Source organism: Candidatus Nitrosocosmicus oleophilus, from assembly GCF_000802205.1.
In the GTDB taxonomy this organism is placed as follows: Archaea; Thermoproteota; Nitrososphaeria; order Nitrososphaerales; family Nitrososphaeraceae; genus Nitrosocosmicus; species Nitrosocosmicus oleophilus.
This window is the reverse complement of sequence record NZ_CP012850.1, coordinates 615847-638207: the sequence shown is the minus strand read 5'-3', so window position 1 is coordinate 638207 and position 22361 is coordinate 615847. Positions and strand designations below refer to the sequence as shown.

General features: G+C 33.6%; 24 protein-coding genes. 8 read left to right on the top strand and 16 right to left on the bottom strand.

What is annotated here, in order from left to right; all coding sequences use genetic code 11:
- Nucleotides 1-26 precede the first annotated feature (26 nt).
- The 6 genes from NMY3_RS03075 to NMY3_RS03050 all read right to left on the bottom strand — a co-directional run bounded on the left by NMY3_RS03075 (nucleotide 27) and on the right by NMY3_RS03050 (nucleotide 7479).
- Entirely contained in the window at nucleotides 27-2990 is a 2964-nt protein-coding gene (locus NMY3_RS03075; protein WP_196817481.1) for a hypothetical protein, read from the bottom strand.
- A gap of 134 nt (nucleotides 2991-3124) precedes the next feature.
- On the bottom strand, nucleotides 3125-3979 hold the full coding sequence (locus NMY3_RS03070) for a ParB/RepB/Spo0J family partition protein (RefSeq protein WP_196817480.1): 855 nt from the start codon (nucleotides 3977-3979) through the stop codon (nucleotides 3125-3127).
- Between the two features lie 123 nt (nucleotides 3980-4102).
- On the bottom strand, nucleotides 4103-4480 hold the full coding sequence (locus tag NMY3_RS03065; protein WP_196817479.1) for a hypothetical protein: 378 nt from the start codon (nucleotides 4478-4480) through the stop codon (nucleotides 4103-4105).
- Between the two features lie 636 nt (nucleotides 4481-5116).
- Nucleotides 5117-5260: a hypothetical protein gene (locus tag NMY3_RS03060; RefSeq protein ID WP_196817478.1), complete on the bottom strand. Its 144-nt coding sequence runs from the start codon at nucleotides 5258-5260 to the stop codon at nucleotides 5117-5119.
- A 351-nt stretch (nucleotides 5261-5611) separates the two neighbouring features.
- Entirely contained in the window at nucleotides 5612-7156 is a 1545-nt protein-coding gene (locus NMY3_RS03055; RefSeq protein ID WP_196817477.1) for a M14 family metallopeptidase, read from the bottom strand.
- On the bottom strand, nucleotides 7156-7479 hold the full coding sequence (locus tag NMY3_RS03050; RefSeq protein WP_196817476.1) for a hypothetical protein: 324 nt from the start codon (nucleotides 7477-7479) through the stop codon (nucleotides 7156-7158). Before NMY3_RS03050 ends, NMY3_RS03055 begins: the two co-directional genes overlap by 1 nt.
- Before the next feature lie 321 nt (nucleotides 7480-7800).
- Between NMY3_RS03050 and NMY3_RS03045 the strand changes: the two genes are divergently transcribed.
- From NMY3_RS03045 to NMY3_RS03025, 5 genes are all read left to right on the top strand, one after another.
- The gene (locus NMY3_RS03045; RefSeq protein ID WP_196817475.1) at nucleotides 7801-8580 is read left to right on the top strand and encodes a DsbA family protein; all 780 of its coding nucleotides are present in this window, start codon (nucleotides 7801-7803) and stop codon (nucleotides 8578-8580) included.
- A 117-nt stretch (nucleotides 8581-8697) separates the two neighbouring features.
- The gene (locus NMY3_RS03040; RefSeq protein ID WP_231100205.1) at nucleotides 8698-9096 is read left to right on the top strand and encodes a hypothetical protein; all 399 of its coding nucleotides are present in this window, start codon (nucleotides 8698-8700) and stop codon (nucleotides 9094-9096) included.
- Between the two features lie 768 nt (nucleotides 9097-9864).
- Nucleotides 9865-11406: a patatin-like phospholipase family protein gene (locus NMY3_RS03030; protein WP_196817473.1), complete on the top strand. Its 1542-nt coding sequence runs from the start codon at nucleotides 9865-9867 to the stop codon at nucleotides 11404-11406.
- The gene (locus tag NMY3_RS16845) at nucleotides 11406-11537 is read left to right on the top strand and encodes a hypothetical protein (RefSeq protein ID WP_257720000.1); all 132 of its coding nucleotides are present in this window, start codon (nucleotides 11406-11408) and stop codon (nucleotides 11535-11537) included. The genes NMY3_RS03030 and NMY3_RS16845 overlap by 1 nt, the downstream gene beginning before the upstream one ends.
- A gap of 978 nt (nucleotides 11538-12515) precedes the next feature.
- Nucleotides 12516-12833: a hypothetical protein gene (locus NMY3_RS03025; protein WP_196817472.1), complete on the top strand. Its 318-nt coding sequence runs from the start codon at nucleotides 12516-12518 to the stop codon at nucleotides 12831-12833.
- A gap of 190 nt (nucleotides 12834-13023) precedes the next feature.
- On the opposite strand, the gene NMY3_RS03020 is transcribed toward NMY3_RS03025, so the two are convergent.
- The 5 genes from NMY3_RS03020 to NMY3_RS03000 form a co-directional block, all read right to left on the bottom strand.
- Nucleotides 13024-13260, bottom strand: a complete 237-nt coding sequence (locus tag NMY3_RS03020; protein WP_196817471.1) for a hypothetical protein — start codon at nucleotides 13258-13260, stop codon at nucleotides 13024-13026.
- 174 nt (nucleotides 13261-13434) lie between these two features.
- A complete protein-coding gene (locus NMY3_RS03015; protein ID WP_231100204.1) occupies nucleotides 13435-13602 on the bottom strand; it encodes a hypothetical protein in 168 nt (55 codons plus the stop codon).
- Nucleotides 13603-14067: 465 nt separating this feature from the next.
- Complete coding sequence (locus tag NMY3_RS03010) at nucleotides 14068-15054, bottom strand: M28 family metallopeptidase (protein WP_196817469.1); 987 nt, start codon at nucleotides 15052-15054, stop codon at nucleotides 14068-14070.
- A 382-nt stretch (nucleotides 15055-15436) separates the two neighbouring features.
- Complete coding sequence (locus tag NMY3_RS03005) at nucleotides 15437-15922, bottom strand: cupin domain-containing protein (protein WP_196817468.1); 486 nt, start codon at nucleotides 15920-15922, stop codon at nucleotides 15437-15439.
- Between the two features lie 343 nt (nucleotides 15923-16265).
- Nucleotides 16266-16745 (bottom strand): DoxX family protein, encoded by a 480-nt coding sequence (locus NMY3_RS03000; RefSeq protein ID WP_196817467.1) that lies wholly within the window; start codon nucleotides 16743-16745, stop codon nucleotides 16266-16268.
- A gap of 259 nt (nucleotides 16746-17004) precedes the next feature.
- On the opposite strand from NMY3_RS03000, the gene NMY3_RS02995 reads away from it, so the two are divergent.
- On the top strand, nucleotides 17005-17613 hold the full coding sequence (locus tag NMY3_RS02995; RefSeq protein WP_196817466.1) for a thermonuclease family protein: 609 nt from the start codon (nucleotides 17005-17007) through the stop codon (nucleotides 17611-17613).
- Between the two features lie 277 nt (nucleotides 17614-17890).
- Here NMY3_RS02995 and NMY3_RS02990 read toward each other — a convergent pair whose 3' ends face one another.
- Nucleotides 17891-18535, bottom strand: coding sequence for a hypothetical protein (locus tag NMY3_RS02990; RefSeq protein WP_196817465.1), 645 nt, complete (start codon nucleotides 18533-18535; stop codon nucleotides 17891-17893).
- Between the two features lie 98 nt (nucleotides 18536-18633).
- Here NMY3_RS02990 and NMY3_RS02985 point away from each other — a divergent pair, with 98 nt between their 5' ends.
- Nucleotides 18634-19413, top strand: coding sequence for a hypothetical protein (locus NMY3_RS02985; RefSeq protein WP_196817464.1), 780 nt, complete (start codon nucleotides 18634-18636; stop codon nucleotides 19411-19413).
- 339 nt (nucleotides 19414-19752) lie between these two features.
- Here the strand turns inward: NMY3_RS02985 and NMY3_RS02980 are convergent, their stop codons facing one another.
- Together NMY3_RS02980 and NMY3_RS02975 are read right to left on the bottom strand one after the other, a co-directional pair.
- A complete protein-coding gene (locus NMY3_RS02980; protein ID WP_196817463.1) occupies nucleotides 19753-20208 on the bottom strand; it encodes an SgcJ/EcaC family oxidoreductase in 456 nt (151 codons plus the stop codon).
- A complete protein-coding gene (locus NMY3_RS02975; protein ID WP_196817462.1) occupies nucleotides 20201-20557 on the bottom strand; it encodes a hypothetical protein in 357 nt (118 codons plus the stop codon). Before NMY3_RS02975 ends, NMY3_RS02980 begins: the two co-directional genes overlap by 8 nt.
- A 103-nt stretch (nucleotides 20558-20660) precedes the next feature.
- On the opposite strand from NMY3_RS02975, the gene NMY3_RS02970 reads away from it, so the two are divergent.
- Nucleotides 20661-21182 (top strand): MarR family winged helix-turn-helix transcriptional regulator, encoded by a 522-nt coding sequence (locus NMY3_RS02970; protein WP_231100203.1) that lies wholly within the window; start codon nucleotides 20661-20663, stop codon nucleotides 21180-21182.
- Between the two features lie 344 nt (nucleotides 21183-21526).
- Here NMY3_RS02970 and NMY3_RS02965 read toward each other — a convergent pair whose 3' ends face one another.
- Nucleotides 21527-21991 carry an SRPBCC family protein gene (locus NMY3_RS02965; protein ID WP_196817460.1) on the bottom strand — a complete coding sequence of 155 codons (465 nt, stop codon included), beginning with the start codon at nucleotides 21989-21991 and terminating at the stop codon, nucleotides 21527-21529.
- Nucleotides 21988-22308, bottom strand: a complete 321-nt coding sequence (locus NMY3_RS02960) for an ArsR/SmtB family transcription factor (RefSeq protein WP_196817459.1) — start codon at nucleotides 22306-22308, stop codon at nucleotides 21988-21990. Before NMY3_RS02960 ends, NMY3_RS02965 begins: the two co-directional genes overlap by 4 nt.
- Nucleotides 22309-22361: the final 53 nt, after the last annotated feature.

Below are 22361 nucleotides of genomic sequence, written 5' to 3'. Positions count from 1 at the left end.
ACTTGATTTGGACTTACTGCTTGGAATCACAAAGAATATCCACGCAATACCAAGATAGAGATCGACAGCCTTCTTAGTGATTTCAGTAATGACGGTATCCTCAATGGATTTATTCTGCGTATTGACTGGACAAAATTAGTCGGCAATTGAACGCGAAGTTTTATAGTTAAACCATTTGAAGTATTTATTAGAGCATTTACCCTTCTTAGTATTGAAGAGCTATATCTGTTGATATAGTGTCTTGCTACTCTCATCAATAACCTTACTATACCACGAGAAATGAATCTAGGGATCCTTAGTTTAGTTAGCAGATTTAGCAACCACGTTTGACTTGAAGATGACATTTTTGTCATCATCGTTCTAAGTCCTGTCAAGATGTTTGTACCGCCTAGAGATTTGATTTTGTTTATGGTTGGCTGATCAATATAAAATGACAGATTAAGGCGACCCAGCGTATCTAATTTTGCCCTTACATCATTTCCTCTAGTCCGTGAGGATCTTGGAGCTACAGACTCCATGGACAGTCTTCCTAGATTACCAGAAATAGAAACTTTGTTTATGATAAAGTATACAGGAAATGATGACGACCAAAATCTAGATAGTCTAAAAAGTCTAGAGATTCTTCTAGTTAATCTGTAAAGTCGTCTTAAATGTGCTATTGTTATTCTAATTCTTCTACCCTTTCCAAAATGGTCTTGAAGTATCTTAAATGGTCTGGCCATGCCCGCAAGGTTTCTGAATACGCTTACGTCTATAGTTACGATAGATTTCCCATCCCAATTATAATTTTGTCTAAGGAATCTATTGAGTGTCAAAGAATTTCTTAGCCTAATACTATTTACTTGAGACGGTGTTAGTACTATTCTTATAGGTCTATTTAAGATCTGATATTTACCTCTAGAAACAAATTGTAATGAAGTTCTGGACTGTGAAATTGGTCCCATTCTTGGAACAACGCTGGCTGGAAAATTATTAAGGGCAGCTTGCTGAACTATTCCCTCAACTTCAGCCTCGAGTGTATAATTGTCGCCTTCTAATATAGATTGTGGCAAATTAAATGTATTAACTAATGATTCTAACGTGGTATTGGCTAATGCTTCTGCAAATACTCTCTGTTCAGTATATTGATTAGGATGAGAGCTTTCAAGTCCCATTAGTTTTAGGAGAATATTAGCCAGAGGTTTGTAAGCAACATCGCCAATATTTTTTGGTATCCATTTACCTAATAATTTATGCAAACCTTGTGCAATTAAATTTATTACCTTACGCCTAAGAGGTGGTATCGTTTTGAATGCAATTCTAGCACCTGTTATTATTGCTGGGGCGAATTGTTCATACTGTAGGTTGAAAGATGATAAATCATTCCTCAGGTTAGTTACAAAGTTATCATAAGCCAAAGTCATATTCTCATGATTATTTTCCGTTTCCATTTCAGCTTCAGGGTTGTATGGGTTTGAGGCTTCAGGTGTGTATGATTCAGGGTTGTATGGGTTTGAGGCTTCAGGTGTGTATGATTCAGGGTTGTATGGGTTTGAGGCTTCAGGTGTGTATGATTCAGGGTTGTATGGGTTTGAGGCTTCAGGTGTGTATGATTCAGGGTTGTATGGGTTTGAGGCTTCAGGTGTGTATGATTCAGGGTTGTATGGGTTTGAGGCTTCAGGTGTGTATGATTCAGGGTTGTATGGGTTTGAGGCTTCAGGTGTGTATGATTCAGGGTTGTATGGGTTTGAGGCTTCAGGTGTGTATGATTCAGGGTTGTATGGGTTTGAGGCTTCAGGTGTGTATGATTCAGGGTTGTATGGGTTTGAGGCTTCAGGTGTGTATGATTCAGGGTTGTATGGGTTTGAGGCTTCAGGTGTGTATGATTCAGGGTTGTATGGGTTTGAGGCTTCAGGTGTGTATGATTCAGGGTTGTATGGGTTTGAGGCTTCAGAATTTACAATATTGTTGAGTTCATTTTCTCCAAATGCAAAGAGCTGACGGTCAAATTCCTCCATCATCTCTGCAATCTGGTTTTCATTTTCTTGTAATGCATTAAATTCCTCTTCTGATTCATTTTCAGATTCAGCATCATAGACCATACTTTCAGTCTCAAATTCTAATTCACTAGTTATGAAGGTATTAAATTGTTCATTTTCAAATACCATCTCATTTTGAAGCTCCATTTCAGGAGACATTTGCTCTGCCAACCCTATCCTTCTTGCAGCCTTTGTAAAGAAGGGTCTTGATATTGGGGGCAATCCCCTTATAGCTCGTCTTACAAAAATTCTTAATATTTTTCTGATATTACCCTTGACAAAATTAATAAATTTTCTTAATCCAAGTATGATGCCTTTATTTACTAACCATTTTCCAGCCTTTGCGACTGCTTTTACAGCACCTCCGATTTTTTTTAATCCCCTTTTGACAAACCCTTTTGATGCTTTTGCAATCCTTCTAGCAAATCTTTTCACAAAATCTTCAGATTGAATTGGTTGATATCTATCTACCAACAAGGAAAAGGTTTCATATTCTCCACCATTTGGAAATTGAGTTTGTATATAGTTCGAAAATGAATCCATTTCGCTTTCGAGACTAGGAACCATATTGGCTACTGAATTTTCAAAGTAACCATTAACAAGATTATCAGATTCAGGACTGGCCATGATTTGTTCAGATTCACCAGTTATCCCGATTTGTTGTGTATATCCTTGAAAATTTGATCCTAATTGTTGTACGAATTCAAAGGCCATACCTTCGAAATCAGAATCTCTTAATTCGTTAGCAAATAATTGATATTCGGTCTCGGATTCCTCTAATTGTTCATTTTCAAATTGCTCAGTCTGATTGATCATTGATTCTTGCTCTGGTAACATCGTTTCATTTGAATTAAAGTTTTCAGATTCGGCTTGAAGAGCAAATGATTCATAATCCATTTCCGGGTTAGAGATATACTCTTCCTGTTCTTCTTCATATGAGGATCTGAATTTATCAGATTCTGATATTGACATAGCAAATGTTTCATATTATAGTATTTTAGTTTTTTTGACAACATTTACTAACCATTAGTTATACCTTTTCATCGAATGCTAAGAATCATACAATGGTAAGATAATTTTTGCCGCGCGGCAAAATTCTAAAAATGCTATAATTTTCTCTTTTGTTTTATCAATATATCAATTCTATTATCTATTACAGTTTTATGTTGCATCAACAATTCGTATATTATCCAATTCTCTTCTATCTCAGGTATTAAGGTCCCTAACTTATTTGAAGCAATCTTTAGTATAGTAATTGACTTGTCAAATATTTTTGAAGTAAAATTATCAATGTCAATAATTTTGGTTCCATTTAAGAATTCAAAACTTTCATAATCATTTGCTGACTCCATCTGATTTACCATGTCCTTTGTTTGTCTTGAGGACAATTTCTTTTCAACTATAAGTTTGGCTAAATATGATTGAATTTCTTTACTTTTAACTGTAATTAATTCCTCAGCGCTTGATGGCGTTAACAATGAATGAGAAATAGATTCAACTACATCGCTGGGTAGATCAAGCAGCCTAAGTCGTCTATCGACATAAGAAACACTTTTTCCTATTTTAGATGCAAGTTCAGATATCCCTCCCCACCCAAGTTTTGATACATATATTTCGTATAATCGTGCTTCCTCAATTGGATCTAAATTTTTACGCTGTATATTTTCTGTAAGGGAAATCTCAAAAGACTCCTTGTCGTTTAGTTCCACTATATGACATATGATCTTTTTCCAACCCAAATTTTTGCAAGCATCAAATCTTCTATTGCCAGCTACGATCTCAAAGTTCTCTTTTACAGGTCTAACAATAATTGGCTGAAGCAAACTCTTTTCTCTGATTGATTGAACAAGATCATCTATTGGATAAGAACGATGGAAATATTCTGCCTTTTGGATTCTCTTAATGTCTACATCCTCTATAATCCCTAGAATTAATAATGAGTTTGAAAATAGTTTTGACATTCACTTATTTACCGGTTAGTAAAATGATATTTAACGTTTTTGTAAATTAGTGTCATAACTAACAAATTACTATATGACAAATTAAGTTATGAATAGTGTAATTTTGAATTGGAGAAATAAAATTTAATTGTTCAATTTCACTTGAATTAGTTTAAGAAATGTATCAGTTGAATGTGTTAAACTGATAAAGCAACCTATATCAATATCATGATAAAAATTACCTAGACTATTATAATACGTAGATAAATTAGTTAGAAAACAAACAGGGATATTTTCTATCTTACTTACTAAAGAATAAAATTCAAAACCGGACATAGTTGTTAATCTGGTTTCCAAGAGGATCAAATCATAGAATCTGGGTTTATACTCCTTAAGAGCTAAAATAGGATCGGAGTATAACAAGACTAGAATATTGTTATTTCTTAAAGTATCTACATAGTCTTTAACATCATAATTATTATAGATTATTAAAACTGTCTTTTGCTTTATGTTATTGTTCATACTCATACTTCAATACTATTTCTATAAACAAGCTCGAGATAAAAATTAAGGAACTTATTTGAAAAATAAACAAGGTATTTCAAGTCATATAATGTATACGAGTATTCATTGTCTAATGATATTCTAAATAATTGTTACTCAAAGTATATCGTTTTGAAAATATTAAATGCGTCTTAATTGATTTTTGGAGCAAAAGGTACTTGTCATAAATAACTAAATTAAAAATATTATGGTGATCTAATTCTTTACCAAAAAAATAATATAGAAGTAAGCTGGAGGTCCGCTCAACACCTTATCTCGGGTATTCTACTTAATTTGTTGATAGCAAGTAAATTAGCGGAACTTTCTTAAGGTTTCAGATTTGAGATCCTGAACTTTGATCGAAACCCATGACTACCTGACATGTAAACTAATGCCATCTCCTCAATACCATGATTCTTGTTAATGTTAGAGTAATTTTTGTCAAATTTTTAATACATGAATTTATATGGTCAATTACAATCTTTTTTTTGATTCTAGAATACTAAGAATTTTTTCTACTTTCCCCTCTAATTCGGATACACGTAATTCAAGGTCCTTAATGGTAGTTAGGTTAACCGAATTATGCAATGACGGAGCTAGTTCATTCAGTTTATCTTATATTTCCTTTATAGCTTTTTTATTTTCTACTTCGTTATTTAGCACCTTTGACCCAGAAGAACCAGGTTCAGTGTCTGTGCGGTAATTCATAACACGATTTATGGTAAAAATGATATAAGGCTTTTTGTTGATGAGTGACAATATCACCTTCCATAAATTATGAAACTTAAACTACACGATATATGAGAGGACATACAATACCAGTCATGTAGTAAAAACCCATTACTACTTGACATATAAACAAATCCCGACTCATCCGCTTTTAACAATAATGCTAGAATGTTAGATTCCTTGTTTTTATAGCAAGGCCTCCAGTCTCATTATAGGCCTTCAAGATTGAATGGCGAATCTTACCTTTATATATCAAAGCTTAACGGTGAATGCGACAAACGGGTTTGTCTATGTCGCAAGTAGAATGAGTATGGACTTCTAAGGGAAGGCCTATTCAAAAGTCAATGTTCTCCTTTCGTATTTATTGTATATACATAATCCTCACGGGTTAGGAGTAACTACCGGTCCAGATTTAGTATTATTATCTCTGGTAAACTCAATTCCTATGCTTGCAAAATCAAATTTACCAGGTGGACTAGATGGTCCACCCGTATCAAAGGGACCATTCACATGAATGGATACACCCAAACCAAATCTGAAATTTCTTGGACACGGTAGTTCGAGTCTAATAGTTTCCCAATTTGTAGTATTGCCTATGGTTAGCTCCTCAAATCCATGAATTGTATCATTCCCATCCCTAATGCCAATTTTATCAATTAATCCTTGAGCTATTCTACATCTTAGCATCACCGCCGAAATCCTCCATCCTTCTGTCACATTTGGAGTGGGAACCGAAGCTAATATCCAATTAGACATTACTGGCTGTGATGCAGGCAATTGAATACTTGAATATAAAGTTAAATGCTTTAGAATTCCCACTGTTGGATTTTCTACTTCTATTGAAGTACCAAACGTCCATCTTTGATCAATAAATCTTAAATCTTCAGCTTCTACACAAAAAGTAACCAACGCTGAAGAAACATCACGAATAATGTTTTCCATTTCACTCCATGGTGGTTGAAATTGTGTTCCCCATTCAATCGTAAAGGCAAAAATTTTTCCCTTAGTAGGATTGGCATAATATCTATTATAAGCATAGTCCTGCGAAGTGCCAGATGTGGGATATATATCAAATGCTTGCTGTACTGTATAGTTTTTTCCTCTAACAGAATTAATTGAGTTCTTCATTTGATTTGCTTGAGATATAATTTTAACTGAATCACAACTTGTTATATATTCTCTATATGTTTGATCATTTTTGATTCCTCTAACAGAATTAAATGAATTATTCTTAAAATTCATTGATGTATTGTTACTCTGATTTTGGTCATCACCCCAGGCATGTAGTAACAATTCACTGTAGGAATGAATGTCTATAAACCATCGGATTCGTGGGAACTGATTCAATAACCATTGGACATTCCTAGTCTCTGGCTCTGAAAATGGAGAAGGACCGTGATAAACATCGCTACTAGGAGTTGTTGAAGTATAAGAATGAACAAGTGATGAAGGTGAAAATAAATTGGGAAAATCCCATAAAAAATCATAATTACGATTTATGTCTACACCTGTGTTAGGATTGCGATTTTTTCTCCATAAAGGATATTGAGTTTGACTAAAATTTCTTCCATCCGGGTTAACATCAGGAAATATTATGATATTCAGACTCTCAACAATAGTCTTGATTTGATTTTGAGTAAATATCTTTCCACCATACTGTAATCCGGAACTTGTAACATATGTTTCAAGAAGATCTGCTGCAAATGAAATACAAATCTCGCAACTGCCCCATTCCCGAGCATGAACACCCCCAATGAATAATATGTTGTCGCAATCGTTACTTGGTTTCCTTCCAATTCTTATGGCATGACATGTTCTACCTTCATGAGTTTTTATGGGAAGAGTAATCAAATTGGATAAATTAGCATAATTTGCTTGTAGATTTAACAGTGCAGATTCAACCTCTTGAACATTCAAATAACTCATTATTGTTTCACCTTTGTCCCATAGCCCTGCAGTGATTCTTTTTTGTCTTTGTATCTATCCCCAGTTCCTACCTCCTTTTGGCGATCTGAAAGATATTGTGTAATATCGACTAAATCTATTGTTATCTTGTCAGATTTCTTAAGAGCTTCTTCTTGTAATTTTTTGGTTTCGTTTTCATTACCATAAGCTTCGATAGAGAAATGTCCATCTTTATACTCAGTAATGCCCCCCGTGCAACCAATATCCAATGGATTCTCTTTTATAAAATTTGTCAAATTTTCAATATTATCAGAATCTATCCTAATTCTGAAAAATTTGTCCATATATTAATAACTCAATGGATCTATAAAGATATTTCTGTTAAATCCAATTATTCCCAATATATTACAATATATCATTGTTTTCCAATATAACCTCCGTGCTTACGTTTGTACAAATCCCAGAGACGATAATCAAATCACATTTAAAAATTTAATAGATGAATCCGCGATTATACGGTATGAATTCGGGTCCCAAACATCGTCTGATTCAGGTATATTCTTTTGCAATAAGGTCCTATTGTAGCGTTGTAAAATGAATGGTTATTGAAATTCAATACACCAGTCTACTACATGACTCATGTTTAGGTTGTAGGCAATTTTAAAATGAGTCTAGATATAAAAGGAGAATATATACAGGAAATGATAATAACTTTTAGAGCAATGATATTTACTCAAAATAGTGTCATTAATTTTTCATCTTTTGTATTTGTATTTTTTTTCATATTCTTGGTATTAAATTTCATTTATACAGAATCAAACCAACATTTAGTGAAAAATATAGTTTTTGCACAAACTCTAGACAACCTTACACTATCTGCTCTAATTAAGCAAGGTTCACCATATTATGGAAATCTTAGCGCTCCATTGGTGGTTGTAGATTTTAGCGATTTTCAATGCCACTTATGCAAAAGATATGTAGATAATACAGAACAACAAATTAACTCTTCATATATTCAACCGGATAAAGCAGTCTATGTATTCAAGCATCTTCCAAACAGAGGATTCGATTCAAAAAACGCTTCGTTAGCAGCACAATGTACCAATGATCAAGGAAAATTCTGGGAGTTTCATAAGATTTTGTATGCAAATCAAGGTCCAATAGATTCTGGCTGGGTCAACACTGAAAACTTAAAGAAATTTGTTTCACAGTTACCAAATATCAATATTACTGAGTTTAACTCATGTTTTGATACTAAAATGTACGAATCATTCATAGACAAAGATATTGCCTTGGCAAATTCGTTAGGATTTACAGAAACTCCATCATTTATAATAATGAGTAGTGACGGTTCAATTATTGAAAAAATACAAGGTCCAAAGCCTTTTCCTATTTTTAAGACAGTCATCGATACCTTGGAAAAACAAAATACTACAAAGAACTAAATGACAGGACTTCTTGCCTTCAAAATAGTATACAGTTCGAATCCGATTTTATATATCGCGATAACTATCCTAGTATTCATTTCATTTTGGATTTTTTTTAATATTTTTGATGAATTGTTGTTTTTTTCACCCATACTTTATTTTTATCTTCCTGATGATGCAATAGTTGGATTTGTATTTACAAACATCATAGCTCTTCTCTTGGGAATAGTAGTATCTATGAATATCTATTTGATAAAAAATTTAAAACTGAAAATCGGTAAATCATTGATTTCAGGTTCATTTTTAGGAATAGTAACTAGCGCTTGTGCTAGTTGCTCATCTATTGGATTTATAATCATTTCAACCTTCGGTGGAGCAGGTATGGTGGCTACAGCGTTTCTTACAAATTATCAAATACCATTACGAGTACTCTCCATTGGTATAATGATATACGCTTTATATGCAATCAACAAGAAAATCACCGGTAGTTGTATTGTTGATAAGGATGACTCTAACGATAAAGTAAAATCATAAAAAAAGTTTGGTAGTTAATATATGATATTTAACAATCAATATTAACACTATTGGGATTTTCCATTTTATTGGTAAAGTATAAAGAAGTTGTATACTCATTATTTTTCTTCTTTCTGGCGGTCTCTGTGAAATAGGGGGAAGATATCTATTATGGTTATGGCTTAGATAAAGCTACAGTTGGATACTTGAGACATTTGGCGGATTTGTATTATTTCTCTATTGAGTAGCCCAACATTTCAAAAAGCCCACTTTCATAGAATGTATTCCCTTTTTCATTTATTCATTTTTGTTTCGCATACTTCTCGACACTCAAAGAGACTGGCCACTGAACCTGTCCTGAACAATTAATATACTATAATAGTTCCATGTTGTTTTTTGCTGCATATCCATTCGATTCGAGCCAAGTATTGATTAATTGACATGCCTTAGGAAAAAATTCAAGGCTTTTTATTAAGATTACCATATAGTAGTCACGATTAAATGTGTGTAGTTATTTTATCTCTTCAAGTATTCCTACGGAGTTCCAAATCCCTTTCCCTCCTTTTGATAGGGGTTGTATAAAAGAAATAAATTCCCTGTTTTTATAGCAAGGCCTCCAGTCCCTCTATGCACGTTCTGACTCGTAAAGTATAAACCCCAGACAACTAACGATCAAATCTACACCAATCTCAGATATGCTCCGGGTCGTAAAATATTTCGTTGAAATATCATGAGACAATAACTGGCTTATTTGGGTGAGAAGATGTTCAAGGAGATCAGGAATCAGTTATGATTATGCTATTCTTTGCCAAAACTCTTAAAAATAAGACAATGTTTAATACTATTACAATGGTAAAAAAAGATACTCAAAGAGCCTTGGTTCTTCAAGGGGGAGGAGCATTAGGTGCTTATGAGGCAGGAGTTTTTAGAGTTTTGTATAATTGGATCAAAAAAGATATTCCTGATGACCAGAATGTGTTTGATATAGTAGCAGGTACCTCTATAGGTGCAATAAATGCTGCATTTTTGGTAAGCTATGTAATAAAAAGGAGGAGGAGGGAAGAGAACAAGACCATTAGTGAGAGTTGGGAGGGTTCTGCTGAAGCACTCGAAGAATTTTGGAAGTCTGGATTGGCTTCAAATGTTAATTTAAATAAATGGTGGCCCTTTTCGTGGGATGAAAAATCTTGGACTTTAGGATGGGAAACGCTATATAGAACTAATTCTTCTATTGCTACAGCGGAGGCTGCAAGGAGATATTATTCTGCAAAAGAATCTATAATAAGAGGAGCACCAAATGTATTTGCGCTTAATCTAACACCGACAATTGATTCAAAATTCTTTGATAATTTTATCGTACCAAATATTTGGTATCGCTATGATAATAGCAGGTTAAGAGGGTCTCTAAATGAAGCCATAAGATTTCCAATAGGAACAAGCTTTGATGATGAGGAGCCAAGGCTTCTTGTAATAAGTGTAGACGTTGAGGAGGGTGAAACTGTAACCTTTGATAGCTACGGAAAAGATAAAGGTAAAAGTACTAGAAAGTCAGAGTATGGTGACTCACCCGGACCTGACGGAAATGAGGGTACATATGAACGAACAATAAAATATGACAAAGGCATCATGGTAGAACATATACTGGCAAGTGCATCTGTACCAGAACATTATGATTACACCTTAGTTCCAAAGGAGTACGATTATACAAAGACCGAAGAAGAAAAATTAGCGGATATACTAAACTACAATCCTAAAAATTACAGTAGATTTTGGGATGGTGGTATATTAAGTAACACCCCTTTAAGAGAACTAATAACATCGCATCAAGATTACTGGAAGAAACCTGTAGAAAAAAAAACAGGAACAGATACGGACAACAATATTCCAGATTTAGAGGTTTATATCATCGACGTATGGCCGTCAGTTGCGGATTATCCAGTTCCTTCGGATTTAGATGGCATAAGAGATTTAAAAAATGAGTTGACGTATCAGGACAAGACACCATATGATGAAAAAGTTGCCACTATGGTATCAGACTACTATAACTTGACCAATAGACTGTTAAAACTAGCAAAAGATAACAACATACCCCAAGAAAAAATAGACGAAATTTTGAATGATAATGGAAAAAGTCTACATCGTGATGGAAAATCTAGACCATACAGGAGTTTACTTGAGGATAGATTTGATATAACTAAAATAATAAGGATCGAGCGTAGTGCTGATGAAAATGATATTGCAAATAAATGGTGTGACTTTTCTTTAGGAACTGTATCAAATTTGTTTGAACAGGGAAAGAACGACGCAAGAAGGACTTTGCAAAATAAGTAATGATATCACAAGATATTCAAGATGCAATCTTGCAGCTTGATTTATTTATTACCAATGTAAAGAAACACGGTACAAACGGTGATTTAATACAAGCAGCTTATAGTGTTAAGGCAATGTTACTAGTCGTATAGGGAGGAAGTTAGCACTGATAAAATGATTTATTATCTGTCAGCGGTTGCGCTAGGGTCTTTAAACTTTACCCTCAAGGAAAGAACCCCCTAGAGGTGGCTATTTCTTTGGGACTTGATGCTGAAAAACCAATACAGTACCACCACCAACAGTAATTTATGTTTCTAGGATGTACCGAATTCAGATAGTTGAATATAGATAGTAGTCACTAGCAAGGCTAGTTCATGTGAATTACTTAGAAAGTTGCAAATCTAATTAGGTCATCGAAATAATATCAAATTCTTAATTAAATTCACTATTTAATCACTCAGTAGTAGTTAATTTCAGAACCCAAAAATCGTACCGTTAACAATATAAACCCGACCCGGCGCAAACCAATGAGTTTCTTTTTTTATCATAGTATATATTATTGCAACTATTAACAATGGAAATTTGTGTGACTCAGACTCGAACGTAGTGTTAGAGAATCGCTATTTTAGTGGGAACCCACGTCCAAAAAACTTCTATTTAAATCCCCACTTTCAGTACTACAGATTATTGGCAAAATTGAGATTATGATATAATCTTTTATGTATGACTCCACGATTATACGGTATGGATTCGAGTCCCACTCCCGGCGCCTCAAAATTGAAGTATAAACATATCTCCATCTATCACGGTATAAACCCGTGAATTCAAGAAACGGGTTCAAATCCAAAGTTCACCTTCCAGAACATCCTTAAACTCCGGAAAACGACTATGACGCTTTATCTATTAGTATAACTTTGTAATTATGTGGTAATCCAAAGGCTTATGATAAAGTGAGTGGTAATTTTGAACCGGAAATTCCAAGCCTTGTAAATTCTCACATGTACTAGAGCATGCATTATTGACTAACTGTTTATAAGATTTCACTTCAAGGAATTAAAAGCCTTCTAAAGGAACAGAGTCAATGAAACAGCTACTAATTTAAATACTAGTTCGGTTACTGCTAAAATACGATGAAATTACAATCGTACATATTAGCAATGATCCTTCTAAGTGCCCTCATGGTACCTATGTCAATCGGAAGCTATTTGGCATATAGTAGTAGTGATGATGATGATGATGACAGCAATGATAGTGAGAATCAGAAATGTTATCATGCTGGCTTTGAAGCTGGACAAGGTGGTTCGTACAATCAAACTCAACAAAGTGATTGCGGTATAAGTGGAGAACATTACGCTCATGCATACTACCAGGGCTTTATTCAAGGTTGCATATCATCAGGAGGAGGGAGCTATTTTGCATGTAATGAAAAAACTAGTGGCCCCCCATAACTTTTTTTATTTTCATGTATTTTGACATTGATTAACTAGCCTGTTCATTCAACTTTTATTCAAATTCCGTGTCCTATGTAATGCATCAAAGGAAAAAAGAGGCAAGAAATAAGAGTAGTGAACGGAAAACACTGATATTTAATATATGTCTTTTAATAAATTAGTTTTTTTAAGTTGAGGATTAAGAGTTCTATGTTTTATTGTTCTTTGTATAAAACTCCATTTTATCTTCTGATATCTCGTTTGGATTTTCATCATAAAATGCGGTGGGATCTTGTCTATCATATCTTCTGACGGCTATGATAGGTCCATTACAATAATCGCAAATATCAAATACTATGTCATAGAAAATGTCCTTCTTGTTATCAAGCCTCTGTCTTTTAAGTCTACTAACTACAATTGGATGATTACAAATGCGACATTTCATACATCCATAACAATAGCACCTGATGCTAATAAACTGTTATTCTATTTAATTGAATATGGATATCATTAGCCCTTTATTGCATTGCTTATTTTATGGTAGATGGAATATATCTATATCTTAGTAACATCAATATACAATACCCTAGTATAAGAATACACAACCCGAGTCAGTTAGCTATTCACCCTGACGAGGCTTCCAACCCATGGCTCTAATTCCATCTCTCAAGGATTCATCATCAATTCTTTCCCAGTTATCTCTCACACTATGCCATATCAAATGATGCATTATATGTTCTCTTAAAGCCAACATAAGTTTAACCTGAAGTGGCAATATTGATACCATGTTAAAACTTATATGAAAGTCATTAATATATATTTCTAATAAATGCCAATAACGTTAAATTTAATACAAAATCATTTTTAACTTCGGTGCTATTGTATTTCGGGGTTGAAAATTACCGATATACGGGTGAAAGTTTTGATGGTAAAGGTCGAAAAAATCTAAAGGAAAGATCATTGTCTAACTATGATTGAACTATGTATAAATTTTTATTAACTTAATATACGATGGTTCAGAACGGCTTCCAACCTTTCAAGAGCTGTATATTCTATGGCTAGATCTTTGAGTCTCTAAGGAAAATTGATATTATAGTGACTGTAAGTTGCCTTGACCATCATATCTATTTCCTAAATTCAGAAGTTAAATGATCTTTTTTATTGTAACCTACACCTGAAGTATGGAGATTTGAGTCCTAACGTCATCGGGTCCATTTATCATAGAAATTTGAAACTATTGTTGACATTTGTATTAGTGACTATTGATAGAATCTATCTTTAGGACCGTTGCTATTACCAACTTAGTAACTGCAGTCAAATAGTTCCAATTTATAAATTCCGGCAGGTCTGAGGATGAATGATAGTGTAAATTTTTTTTCGGATCTGCAGATCCGTCATAAGCACCTATTACTACATGTCCATTGGCTTCGAAAGGTTCATAGTCACTATCATAAATGGAATCCAAATGGAATTTAAGATTAACCTCTGAGGCTAAATCTTTCATAACTTCTCCAAACACTATAGATTGAAGATCGTTTTCTCTAACCTGGTTGTGATTCAGATCCATATTATTATCCCTTTCAATGATTATAGTATTATCTGCAAAAAATGGATACCCAATCATGTCAAGGTTAATTAGCCTATACAAATCCATCTTGTTATCCTCTATGTATTTCGCATAACTTTTGGATCCTAATAGTCCTTGTTCTTCTCCAGAGAAAAGAACAAATTGGATCGAATGTTGAAGGTTCTCATTTGATAACACTCTTGCTATTTCGATGATGGCACTTACACCACTAGCATTATCATTTGCTCCCGGAGCACGACTATTTGAATCCCCCTTATTCTCCATGATACAATCATAATGAGCGCAAATGATAATCAATTTTTTATTAAAACCCTCCTTATTGCATATTATGTTTCTAAGAATATACTCTTTATCATCAATGGTCGAATTAAAGAAATGATAAAAACAATTCTTGTAACCTAACCCTCTAAGTTGGTTCATTATCCGATCACCAACATCATTCAAGAGAGGTGATTTTGAATGTCTAGTATGAAATTTAGATAAGCTGGTCAGGTTTTGTCTTAACTTATCTGTATTCACTTGATCTAATACTGAACGGGTATGTGTTTCGACCCTATCAGTGGTTATTTTTTGATCATCACTAAATGACCTCTTAGCAGACATTCGATTGCTTTCTACTGAAAGAGAATCAATACTTGAATATTTATTCATTTCAAAAGCTTCCAACGGAATTATTACGTATATATTCGAATACCATACAGAATATCTTAGTAGAGCGTTGGTAATGAATCTTCAGTAACTCGATTGTTTCTAATAGTTCTTTTGGATGGTTTTTGGGATTGTTTACCAATCTCATTATAGTATAATAATGAAAGGTATTATTTAAATTTATGGAAAAGGGATTTGCTATTAGATAAAGATACTCGCATTTTATAAGATTACTCGTTAGTTGAGATTCATAATATTTCCATACACAAATTTTCATTTTCAAAATGTAACAGATTTCAATAGACAACATTAATGGAATCCATGTCCGAAAGACGCAGATTCGAGTCTTAGCCCTATCTATTTTCCTTTTTGTAAATAGAGAAACTTAATCAAAAATAAATCTCCAGTTGTAATTGCTTTCTAATAAGTTAACTATGATTGGATCAAACTCTATAGACTTTCTAATATCATCCATCTTAGAAAGTCCCAATTCTCTAAAAAAGTTTTCAAATCCTCCTGGAGTATATGTTACAAGTAGTTTGCCCTGATCTTTTCCAATTTTTCTATAAGAATGACTTTTATCTTTTTCAAACCTTAATACCGTATCTTTGTTTCCTTTTAAGGTTTCTTTTCCGTATTTGAAGAGAAAATTGCCTTCAATCACATGTATTATCAATGCTTCATTTCCGTGTTTGTGTAATGGTATTTCTGACTCTTCACCTTGAGGAAAAGTAATTTCTACTATGGAGTATTTATTCTCAGTTTGATCACCAAAAACAAGAATTTTGTAGATTATTCCATCAAGGTTGTATTGCCTATTTAATTTATCATAGTCTTGGGAAAAGACTTCGATATCCTTTTTATCGCACATCAACCATCATTTACTTATTTGAGAACATGAATATTTAAATAATTTCAAAATCTTACAGTTAGGTTCAGAAAATTTTATAGTCTGTAGAACTCAAGAGGATTAATAGATATATATTTTTGAAAATGACGGAACTTTTACGCTGTAATCCATAAATGAACACTATTTCTACATTTGGTCCAAATAGATTCTTATTTCTATAGAATTTTCAAGTTCTTAATCTTCCAAGAAAAAAAGATAATAGAACACCAACCTTTTTATGGAAACAGAAGTTTCCATATCTAGCTATTTCTCATATATGCCACCTACTCTTTAGGAAATCAGAGTATTATCCAAAGTAACTACTTCACCTTTTGTCTGAACTGTCATTTTTTTTGTACGAAATTTTTGGGAAAATCTCTCGTTTTAGTAAATCTCTTTCGATAGATACTCTGCCAGGTCCCGATAATAACAAACTAATTGAAATAAACATCAATAACAAATCGACTTCGAAACCACCTTGTCCCATAAAACTATTGTCTGCTTTCACTATAAGGACAGCACAAATCATTTCTATAGTAAAAAGAATCGAGGTTATTCTTGTAAGTAATCCGACAATCAATAATACTCCTCCTATTACTTCTAGTAGTCCTATTAAGAGAGCTAAATCTGCAGGAATGCCAACGGAAGCAAAGAAGCCTTGTGTGCCTTGTAAATTTTCAAATTTTGGTAATCCATGGAGTATAAAAGCAATTCCAGCTATTATTCTTACAGGCAAAGGAGCGAACGCAGAAATTTGTTCTAAATACATCACTAAGAATGAAAAATCATCCTTTTTATATTTCATTAATTCTTTAGAGATTACTTAATCCGGGCTACCACATTTTCATTATAGGAGACTTATAACGAATAGTTTAATGATTTATGATTATTTATCAATAATTCTCCGTGACAAAAACCATCGATATAAAAGTAAACTAAACTATACAAGTAGATGTTGTATAATAATCCTACCTATTTTTTGTATATTTATATATCGAATATAATAATAATCAGTATTGCGTCATTTTTTATTTTATGAGACAATATTTATATTTCTAGTTTTTTTGGGAACAACTATCTTTTCAAATCAAGTCTGGGCGACTTCCTTAAATTCTGATTTAGTTACCACTTCATCAAACTTTAGTGGAACAGTAACAAAAGTCATAGATGGAGACACTCTTGATGTAACGACAATAGAGGGAGAAACAATAACAGTAAGACTAGCATTAATAGATGCACCAGAAACAGATGAATCTGGATTTGATGAAGCAAAAAATTTCATGACAGAACAATGTTTGGATAAGAATTCAGAGGTAGATCCAGATAATAATCAAGGACTTACCTATGGTCGAACAGTTGCAGTTGTATATTGTGACGGTGTTAACGTTAATGAAGCGATACTTGATAATGGTTTTGCTGATGTTTATCAAGATTTCTGTGATGTATCTGAATTTGCAGATTCAAATTGGGCACAAGAGCATGGCTGTTCATCAAACAATAGTAATAAAGATAATGAGGACAAGGTAGAGTCTAGTGGTATCAATAATAATCAATTGGATAATAATGGTAAGGATTTAGATTGTAAAGACTTTGGTGAGAAAAACATCCCGGTTGGAGGTAATGACCCGAATAACCTTGATGCTGATGGCGATGGTGTTGGTTGCGAAGGATAATAGTACACCAACTGTGAATGATTATGTGCAATAGCTAACGATAGCCTGAAAAATGTTATGACTCGTATTCGATTTTCTAAATCTCTTAATTTTTATTTATTAATGACTAGTGCATCTATGTTGATATTGCTGTAATTTTTTCATAAAATCATGTACCATATGTTGGCCCACAAACCTTATGATGATTGTCCATATCAAGAAACACTCATTCCATTTACTCTGTCATTGGTCCGCTGAACTATTTATAGAAGTGATTCTAGGCTCCAAAAAAGAGAGATTATTTAAAGGGTAATGGCTTGAGTGTGACAGTTAGAGTACACGACTGAGATTCTCCTGGAAATATCCTATTTTCACATGATGAGGAGCCTAAATCCATGGCATAATTCTCAAGCAAGTAGGATAAATATACATATATTTTACCTGGTGCCTGGACGGTATATTTTACACCATTTTCAGAGTGTTTTGCACAAGCAGGAACAGCAGATATTTCTTTATTGCTTACTATCAATTCAGACCCTACACAAACACCAACGTTTTGTATATATCGATAATTATCATCATTAATGCCTTTAAAGATGGTAGAAATAGTCAAGTAAGCATCTCCACTTTCTACAAAGTCTTCATCAGGAAGCGGTTCTTTGACTATCACCATGTCATCATTAGGCTTTTCTAATATCGATTTGTCCTTTACGAAGGGACTCTGTTCCCCTTCGTTTGGCTCTTTGACTATCACCATGTCATCATTAGGCTTTTCTAATATCGATTTGTCCTTTATAAAAGAATTTTCCTCCTCACCTTGAGCGAAAATTTTCTGAAGTTTATTGTCCAAGTCTAAATTAATTAAAGTTGTTGAAAGAGTAGCCAATAAAGCAGTAAAAACAAGAAACTGAAAAATCAGAGATTTTTTATTGACCGTTGTCATATTTTGATTCTACTTCCATTGCTATAAAGGCTTTTTCTATAACATAAGATCAGTTGAAGAAATTATTTTATATATCCATATGAGTTGATAAGAAATGTATGACAATTAAAACTTGTAAAGGACATTTTATTTTATTAATTGCATTAGTATTAACAGCTAGTTGGATATTAGGTTCGTATTCGGATTTAGCATATGCACAAACGATAGGAGGAGTCGATTTAAGTAAAATTCCAGGATTACAGAATTTAACCGGATTCAATAATGTACCTACAGCTGATAATGGACAGGGTACAGAGGAAGGACAGGGTACAAACAATGTACCTACATTGGACGATGCTTCTAATGAACCAAAGTCCAATCAAATAATGATATCTTTTACAGGAACGGTAACACAGATGGACGATAGATCAAATCTATTGTATGGCAATGTGAAGGTTGGAACTCCATTAACTGGCGAATACACTTACAGACTTCCAACTAAGGATACAAATACGGATCAGACTGTGGGAGATTATCCACATGACAGAAAGGCATTTGGAATAACAGTCAATGTAGGGGGATTTGTTTTTAAAACCGATCCCAAGAATGTCAATTTCTTAGTTGAACTTGTGAACCGAGACACAGATCACTATTTGTTAAGAAGTTACAATAATCTTCCACTATCTGATACAATCCCAATTAAGCACATCTCTTGGCAATTAGATGATGAAACAGGAAATGCACTTTCTAATGACTCATTAAAGTCAGCTCCAATTCCTCCCATTCTGCAAAACTGGAAGGATCCATATGGCTTGACAATAACCGGTGGAGCTGATCGCGATCCTACTCAATCCTTCTTTGTACGGGCTCATATAGATTCAGTAAATTTGATTTCTTAAAGGATTGTTTAATAAACATCAAACCATTTTTTTCTTCATTTTGTGCTGATTCCTCATTCCATAGTAGGTTTTATTAAACATATAGACATGGAACCTCATATATAAGCGACGCAGATTCATTTCCCCCATCCTTTTCCTCCTCCTACCTACAATGTCTAAATTCCTCTTTGATCACAGCGTGGTCAACTCAAAATATAAATTGCATCTCTAATCACCCATCCACTAGACAGAGTTACAATTAGCTTGGAAGGTTCATGTTGTTTTGAAACACAGTCTCAGCACAATCGTGCATAATTTTGTTGAACTCTTTACCATCACCTATTTTCATACTTTTTCTCCTCAAGATTGAATCAACTGTTTCAATTCATTGGTTAGTACATCTATTTTTTCAGGACTTCCTACATACTGGGCTCTTGTGTTCTGAAAAGAGGAAAATTTCCACTTATAGCCTGTCTTAACTGCAACTATAGTATGAATAGAATTTCTTTCAGGGTTAATACTATCATGACCACTCTCAATCGTTCCGCTTATTCCTATAACTATAGCGACAGTGGATGTGGGGAACCTTATGTGCTTAACCTTTCCGACTAAGCGGGTGCCCCTTACAAATTTGTCAAATAGCATTGCATGGAAAGTTATTATTTGCTGCTTTCCTTCCAAATGAATTCCATCAAACCCAATAAAATCAGCATCTTCTGAATAAGGTTCTGCAAACTTGGCAGCATCACCGATGTTCCAACCACATATCTTTTTTTGGTAAAGTTGCTGTATTTCTTTTGAGTCAATCTCAGTCATCTTTTGACATCCCTCCAAAATTTTGGCTTTTGTGCAGTTGGGATTCGACGACCGTCTTGTCCTTGTCCTTTGGCTTTAGAAGAAACTTGATACCTTTTTGATCTTGTCTGCCTCCAACAATCAGCTTAGTTTGATCACTTGAATTGATTACACTATCGACAAACAGTTCTATAGATTCAACCCTAAACCCTTCAAACCAAGTCGAAAGCTCGTCAACGTCTATTTCAAACAGGTCGAAAAATTTTTTGTCTTTGTATTGTGAAAGATCCATGGGTAAGTGTACATCTTGTTCTTTAAGCCTTGGGAAAACTAGTTGGATTTTTTTTGGTATTTTTGATTTATTTTCCATAACTATATTAATATAATATTACTCAAAATATAAATGTTTTAGTTTCTGAGTATTTTAGAAGTTAAACATATATGATAAAAGATATCAACATAACAATAGTATAATGAAGGACATGGACGAATCTCGTCAAAACCTGATAGAACTTTTGCACAAGCAATTTCGTGAACTTAGCAGCCGGACCGTCCTGTTCCACCACTGGATTAGTGAATTATTGGATCTTAACACAATAGACCACAAGTGCTTAGACATAATAGTCAAATCAGATTCCCCACTTACAGGTGCACAACTAGCTAATATCACGGGCCTCTCAAGCGGAGCTATAACCGGGGTGATCGATAGATTAGAGAAGCGTGGATATGTTATTAGGGATAGAGATTTGAAGGACCGGCGACTGGTATATGTAAAGCCGATTATGTCTAGGATTGAAAAGGAGGTTTTCCCCGTCTTTAATTCTCTCCACGAGATAATGACAAAGGTTTATTCAAATTACTCTAACAATGAACTAGAATCTATGCTTGACGCTACTACCAAAATTAATCAGATAATGAATGAAAGAACTAAAGAGATAATGGAAAAGATATCACAAAGAAAAACCACAAAAAAATGGGTAGGCACTTTAGAATAAAAGCTATTAAACACAAATATAAACATAAATATAAAATATGAAGCTTGTTACCTGAGTTAGAAAAAGATTAACTTATTTTTTGATCTATTTTGTCGTTACAAAAAAATGTGATTAATCAATAACATACTGAAATAATTTTTTAGTTTATTATCACATATTTCTATAAAGAAATAATAGATTTGAGAAAATTTTTAGTAGGCAATATTTCCTTGAACACATGACACATTAGATAAACCCTACAATAATAGGTGGATGGATGGACCAGGGTCCCAAACAATCCTAATCAATCTTTACCTATTGAACATAAAATTCTCATTTATTGGGTCTTTGAAGCAGATTTGTCATTATTCATTACTCCCATTTACATCAGTCTCAACAAAATTCTCAAGTCGTTTGACATACCAATCCCAACCTTCATTGTGTTCATCATATTGCAATCTATCTGCATTTGTAAACCCGCTATGGACTAAAGTTAATTTCGTTTTATCCTTGTCTATCTGATCTAGTCTCCAAGTAACAATGGTTTCCTTACTGTAATCAGGTTTTGTTGTAAAGTTCCAAGTATGAGACAGCTCTTTATTTGGGATGATATTAATAATTGTTCCAATAACATCATGAGCTTTTTTTTCTTTAGTAACTTCCTTTGAAAATCTAAAAAATATTTTTCCCCCAACTCGTGGTTCTATGGTCGCAACGTTGGGAAACCACTGAGTTAGTTGCTCAGGATCAATTAGAGCTGAAAATACTTTATCCACTGATGCATTTATTACTATATCTTTTTTAATAATGTCATAATCTTTATCGATCATTTCTTTTCCTTTTCCTTATTACTTTTTTCCTCTACAAACACTTTAAGATCTTCGAGACTTTGTCCCCACATTTTATCAAAAAAATCTTTTATTTCCATAGTTGTTTTAGGATTAATTGAATATCTTTTTTTCTGTCCTTCCCTAGTTTCCTTTATTAGATCTGCGTCCTTTAAGATTCTTAAATTGGTAGATACAGCAGCCAATGTTGTATCAAAGTGCTTGGCTATCTCCGTAGGATACATTTCGTGTTCTCTTAATAGCAATAAAATACGCCTTCTATTATCTTCCGCTAATGCTTTCCAAAGGGACCCTGTCATTACTATAATAAAATAGTTATATAGTTATTTAAATGTTTAAATATTATCTATCA

Coding starts and splice junctions, on each gene's coding strand:
- NMY3_RS03075 (WP_196817481.1), bottom strand. CDS start 2,990: ATGTCAATATCAGAATCTGATAAATTCAGATCCTCATATGAAGAAGAA.
- NMY3_RS03070 (WP_196817480.1), bottom strand. CDS start 3,979: ATGTCAAAACTATTTTCAAACTCATTATTAATTCTAGGGATTATAGAG.
- NMY3_RS03065 (WP_196817479.1), bottom strand. CDS start 4,480: ATGAACAATAACATAAAGCAAAAGACAGTTTTAATAATCTATAATAAT.
- NMY3_RS03055 (WP_196817477.1), bottom strand. CDS start 7,156: ATGAGTTATTTGAATGTTCAAGAGGTTGAATCTGCACTGTTAAATCTA.
- NMY3_RS03050 (WP_196817476.1), bottom strand. CDS start 7,479: ATGGACAAATTTTTCAGAATTAGGATAGATTCTGATAATATTGAAAAT.
- NMY3_RS03045 (WP_196817475.1), top strand. CDS start 7,801: ATGAGTCTAGATATAAAAGGAGAATATATACAGGAAATGATAATAACT.
- NMY3_RS03030 (WP_196817473.1), top strand. CDS start 9,865: ATGATTATGCTATTCTTTGCCAAAACTCTTAAAAATAAGACAATGTTT.
- NMY3_RS16845 (WP_257720000.1), top strand. CDS start 11,406: ATGATATCACAAGATATTCAAGATGCAATCTTGCAGCTTGATTTATTT.
- NMY3_RS03025 (WP_196817472.1), top strand. CDS start 12,516: ATGAAATTACAATCGTACATATTAGCAATGATCCTTCTAAGTGCCCTC.
- NMY3_RS03020 (WP_196817471.1), bottom strand. CDS start 13,260: ATGAAATGTCGCATTTGTAATCATCCAATTGTAGTTAGTAGACTTAAA.
- NMY3_RS03015 (WP_231100204.1), bottom strand. CDS start 13,602: ATGGTATCAATATTGCCACTTCAGGTTAAACTTATGTTGGCTTTAAGA.
- NMY3_RS03010 (WP_196817469.1), bottom strand. CDS start 15,054: ATGAATAAATATTCAAGTATTGATTCTCTTTCAGTAGAAAGCAATCGA.
- NMY3_RS03005 (WP_196817468.1), bottom strand. CDS start 15,922: ATGTGCGATAAAAAGGATATCGAAGTCTTTTCCCAAGACTATGATAAA.
- NMY3_RS03000 (WP_196817467.1), bottom strand. CDS start 16,745: ATGAAATATAAAAAGGATGATTTTTCATTCTTAGTGATGTATTTAGAA.
- NMY3_RS02990 (WP_196817465.1), bottom strand. CDS start 18,535: ATGACAACGGTCAATAAAAAATCTCTGATTTTTCAGTTTCTTGTTTTT.
- NMY3_RS02985 (WP_196817464.1), top strand. CDS start 18,634: ATGACAATTAAAACTTGTAAAGGACATTTTATTTTATTAATTGCATTA.
- NMY3_RS02980 (WP_196817463.1), bottom strand. CDS start 20,208: ATGACTGAGATTGACTCAAAAGAAATACAGCAACTTTACCAAAAAAAG.
- NMY3_RS02975 (WP_196817462.1), bottom strand. CDS start 20,557: ATGGAAAATAAATCAAAAATACCAAAAAAAATCCAACTAGTTTTCCCA.
- NMY3_RS02970 (WP_231100203.1), top strand. CDS start 20,661: ATGAAGGACATGGACGAATCTCGTCAAAACCTGATAGAACTTTTGCAC.
- NMY3_RS02965 (WP_196817460.1), bottom strand. CDS start 21,991: ATGATCGATAAAGATTATGACATTATTAAAAAAGATATAGTAATAAAT.
- NMY3_RS02960 (WP_196817459.1), bottom strand. CDS start 22,308: ATGACAGGGTCCCTTTGGAAAGCATTAGCGGAAGATAATAGAAGGCGT.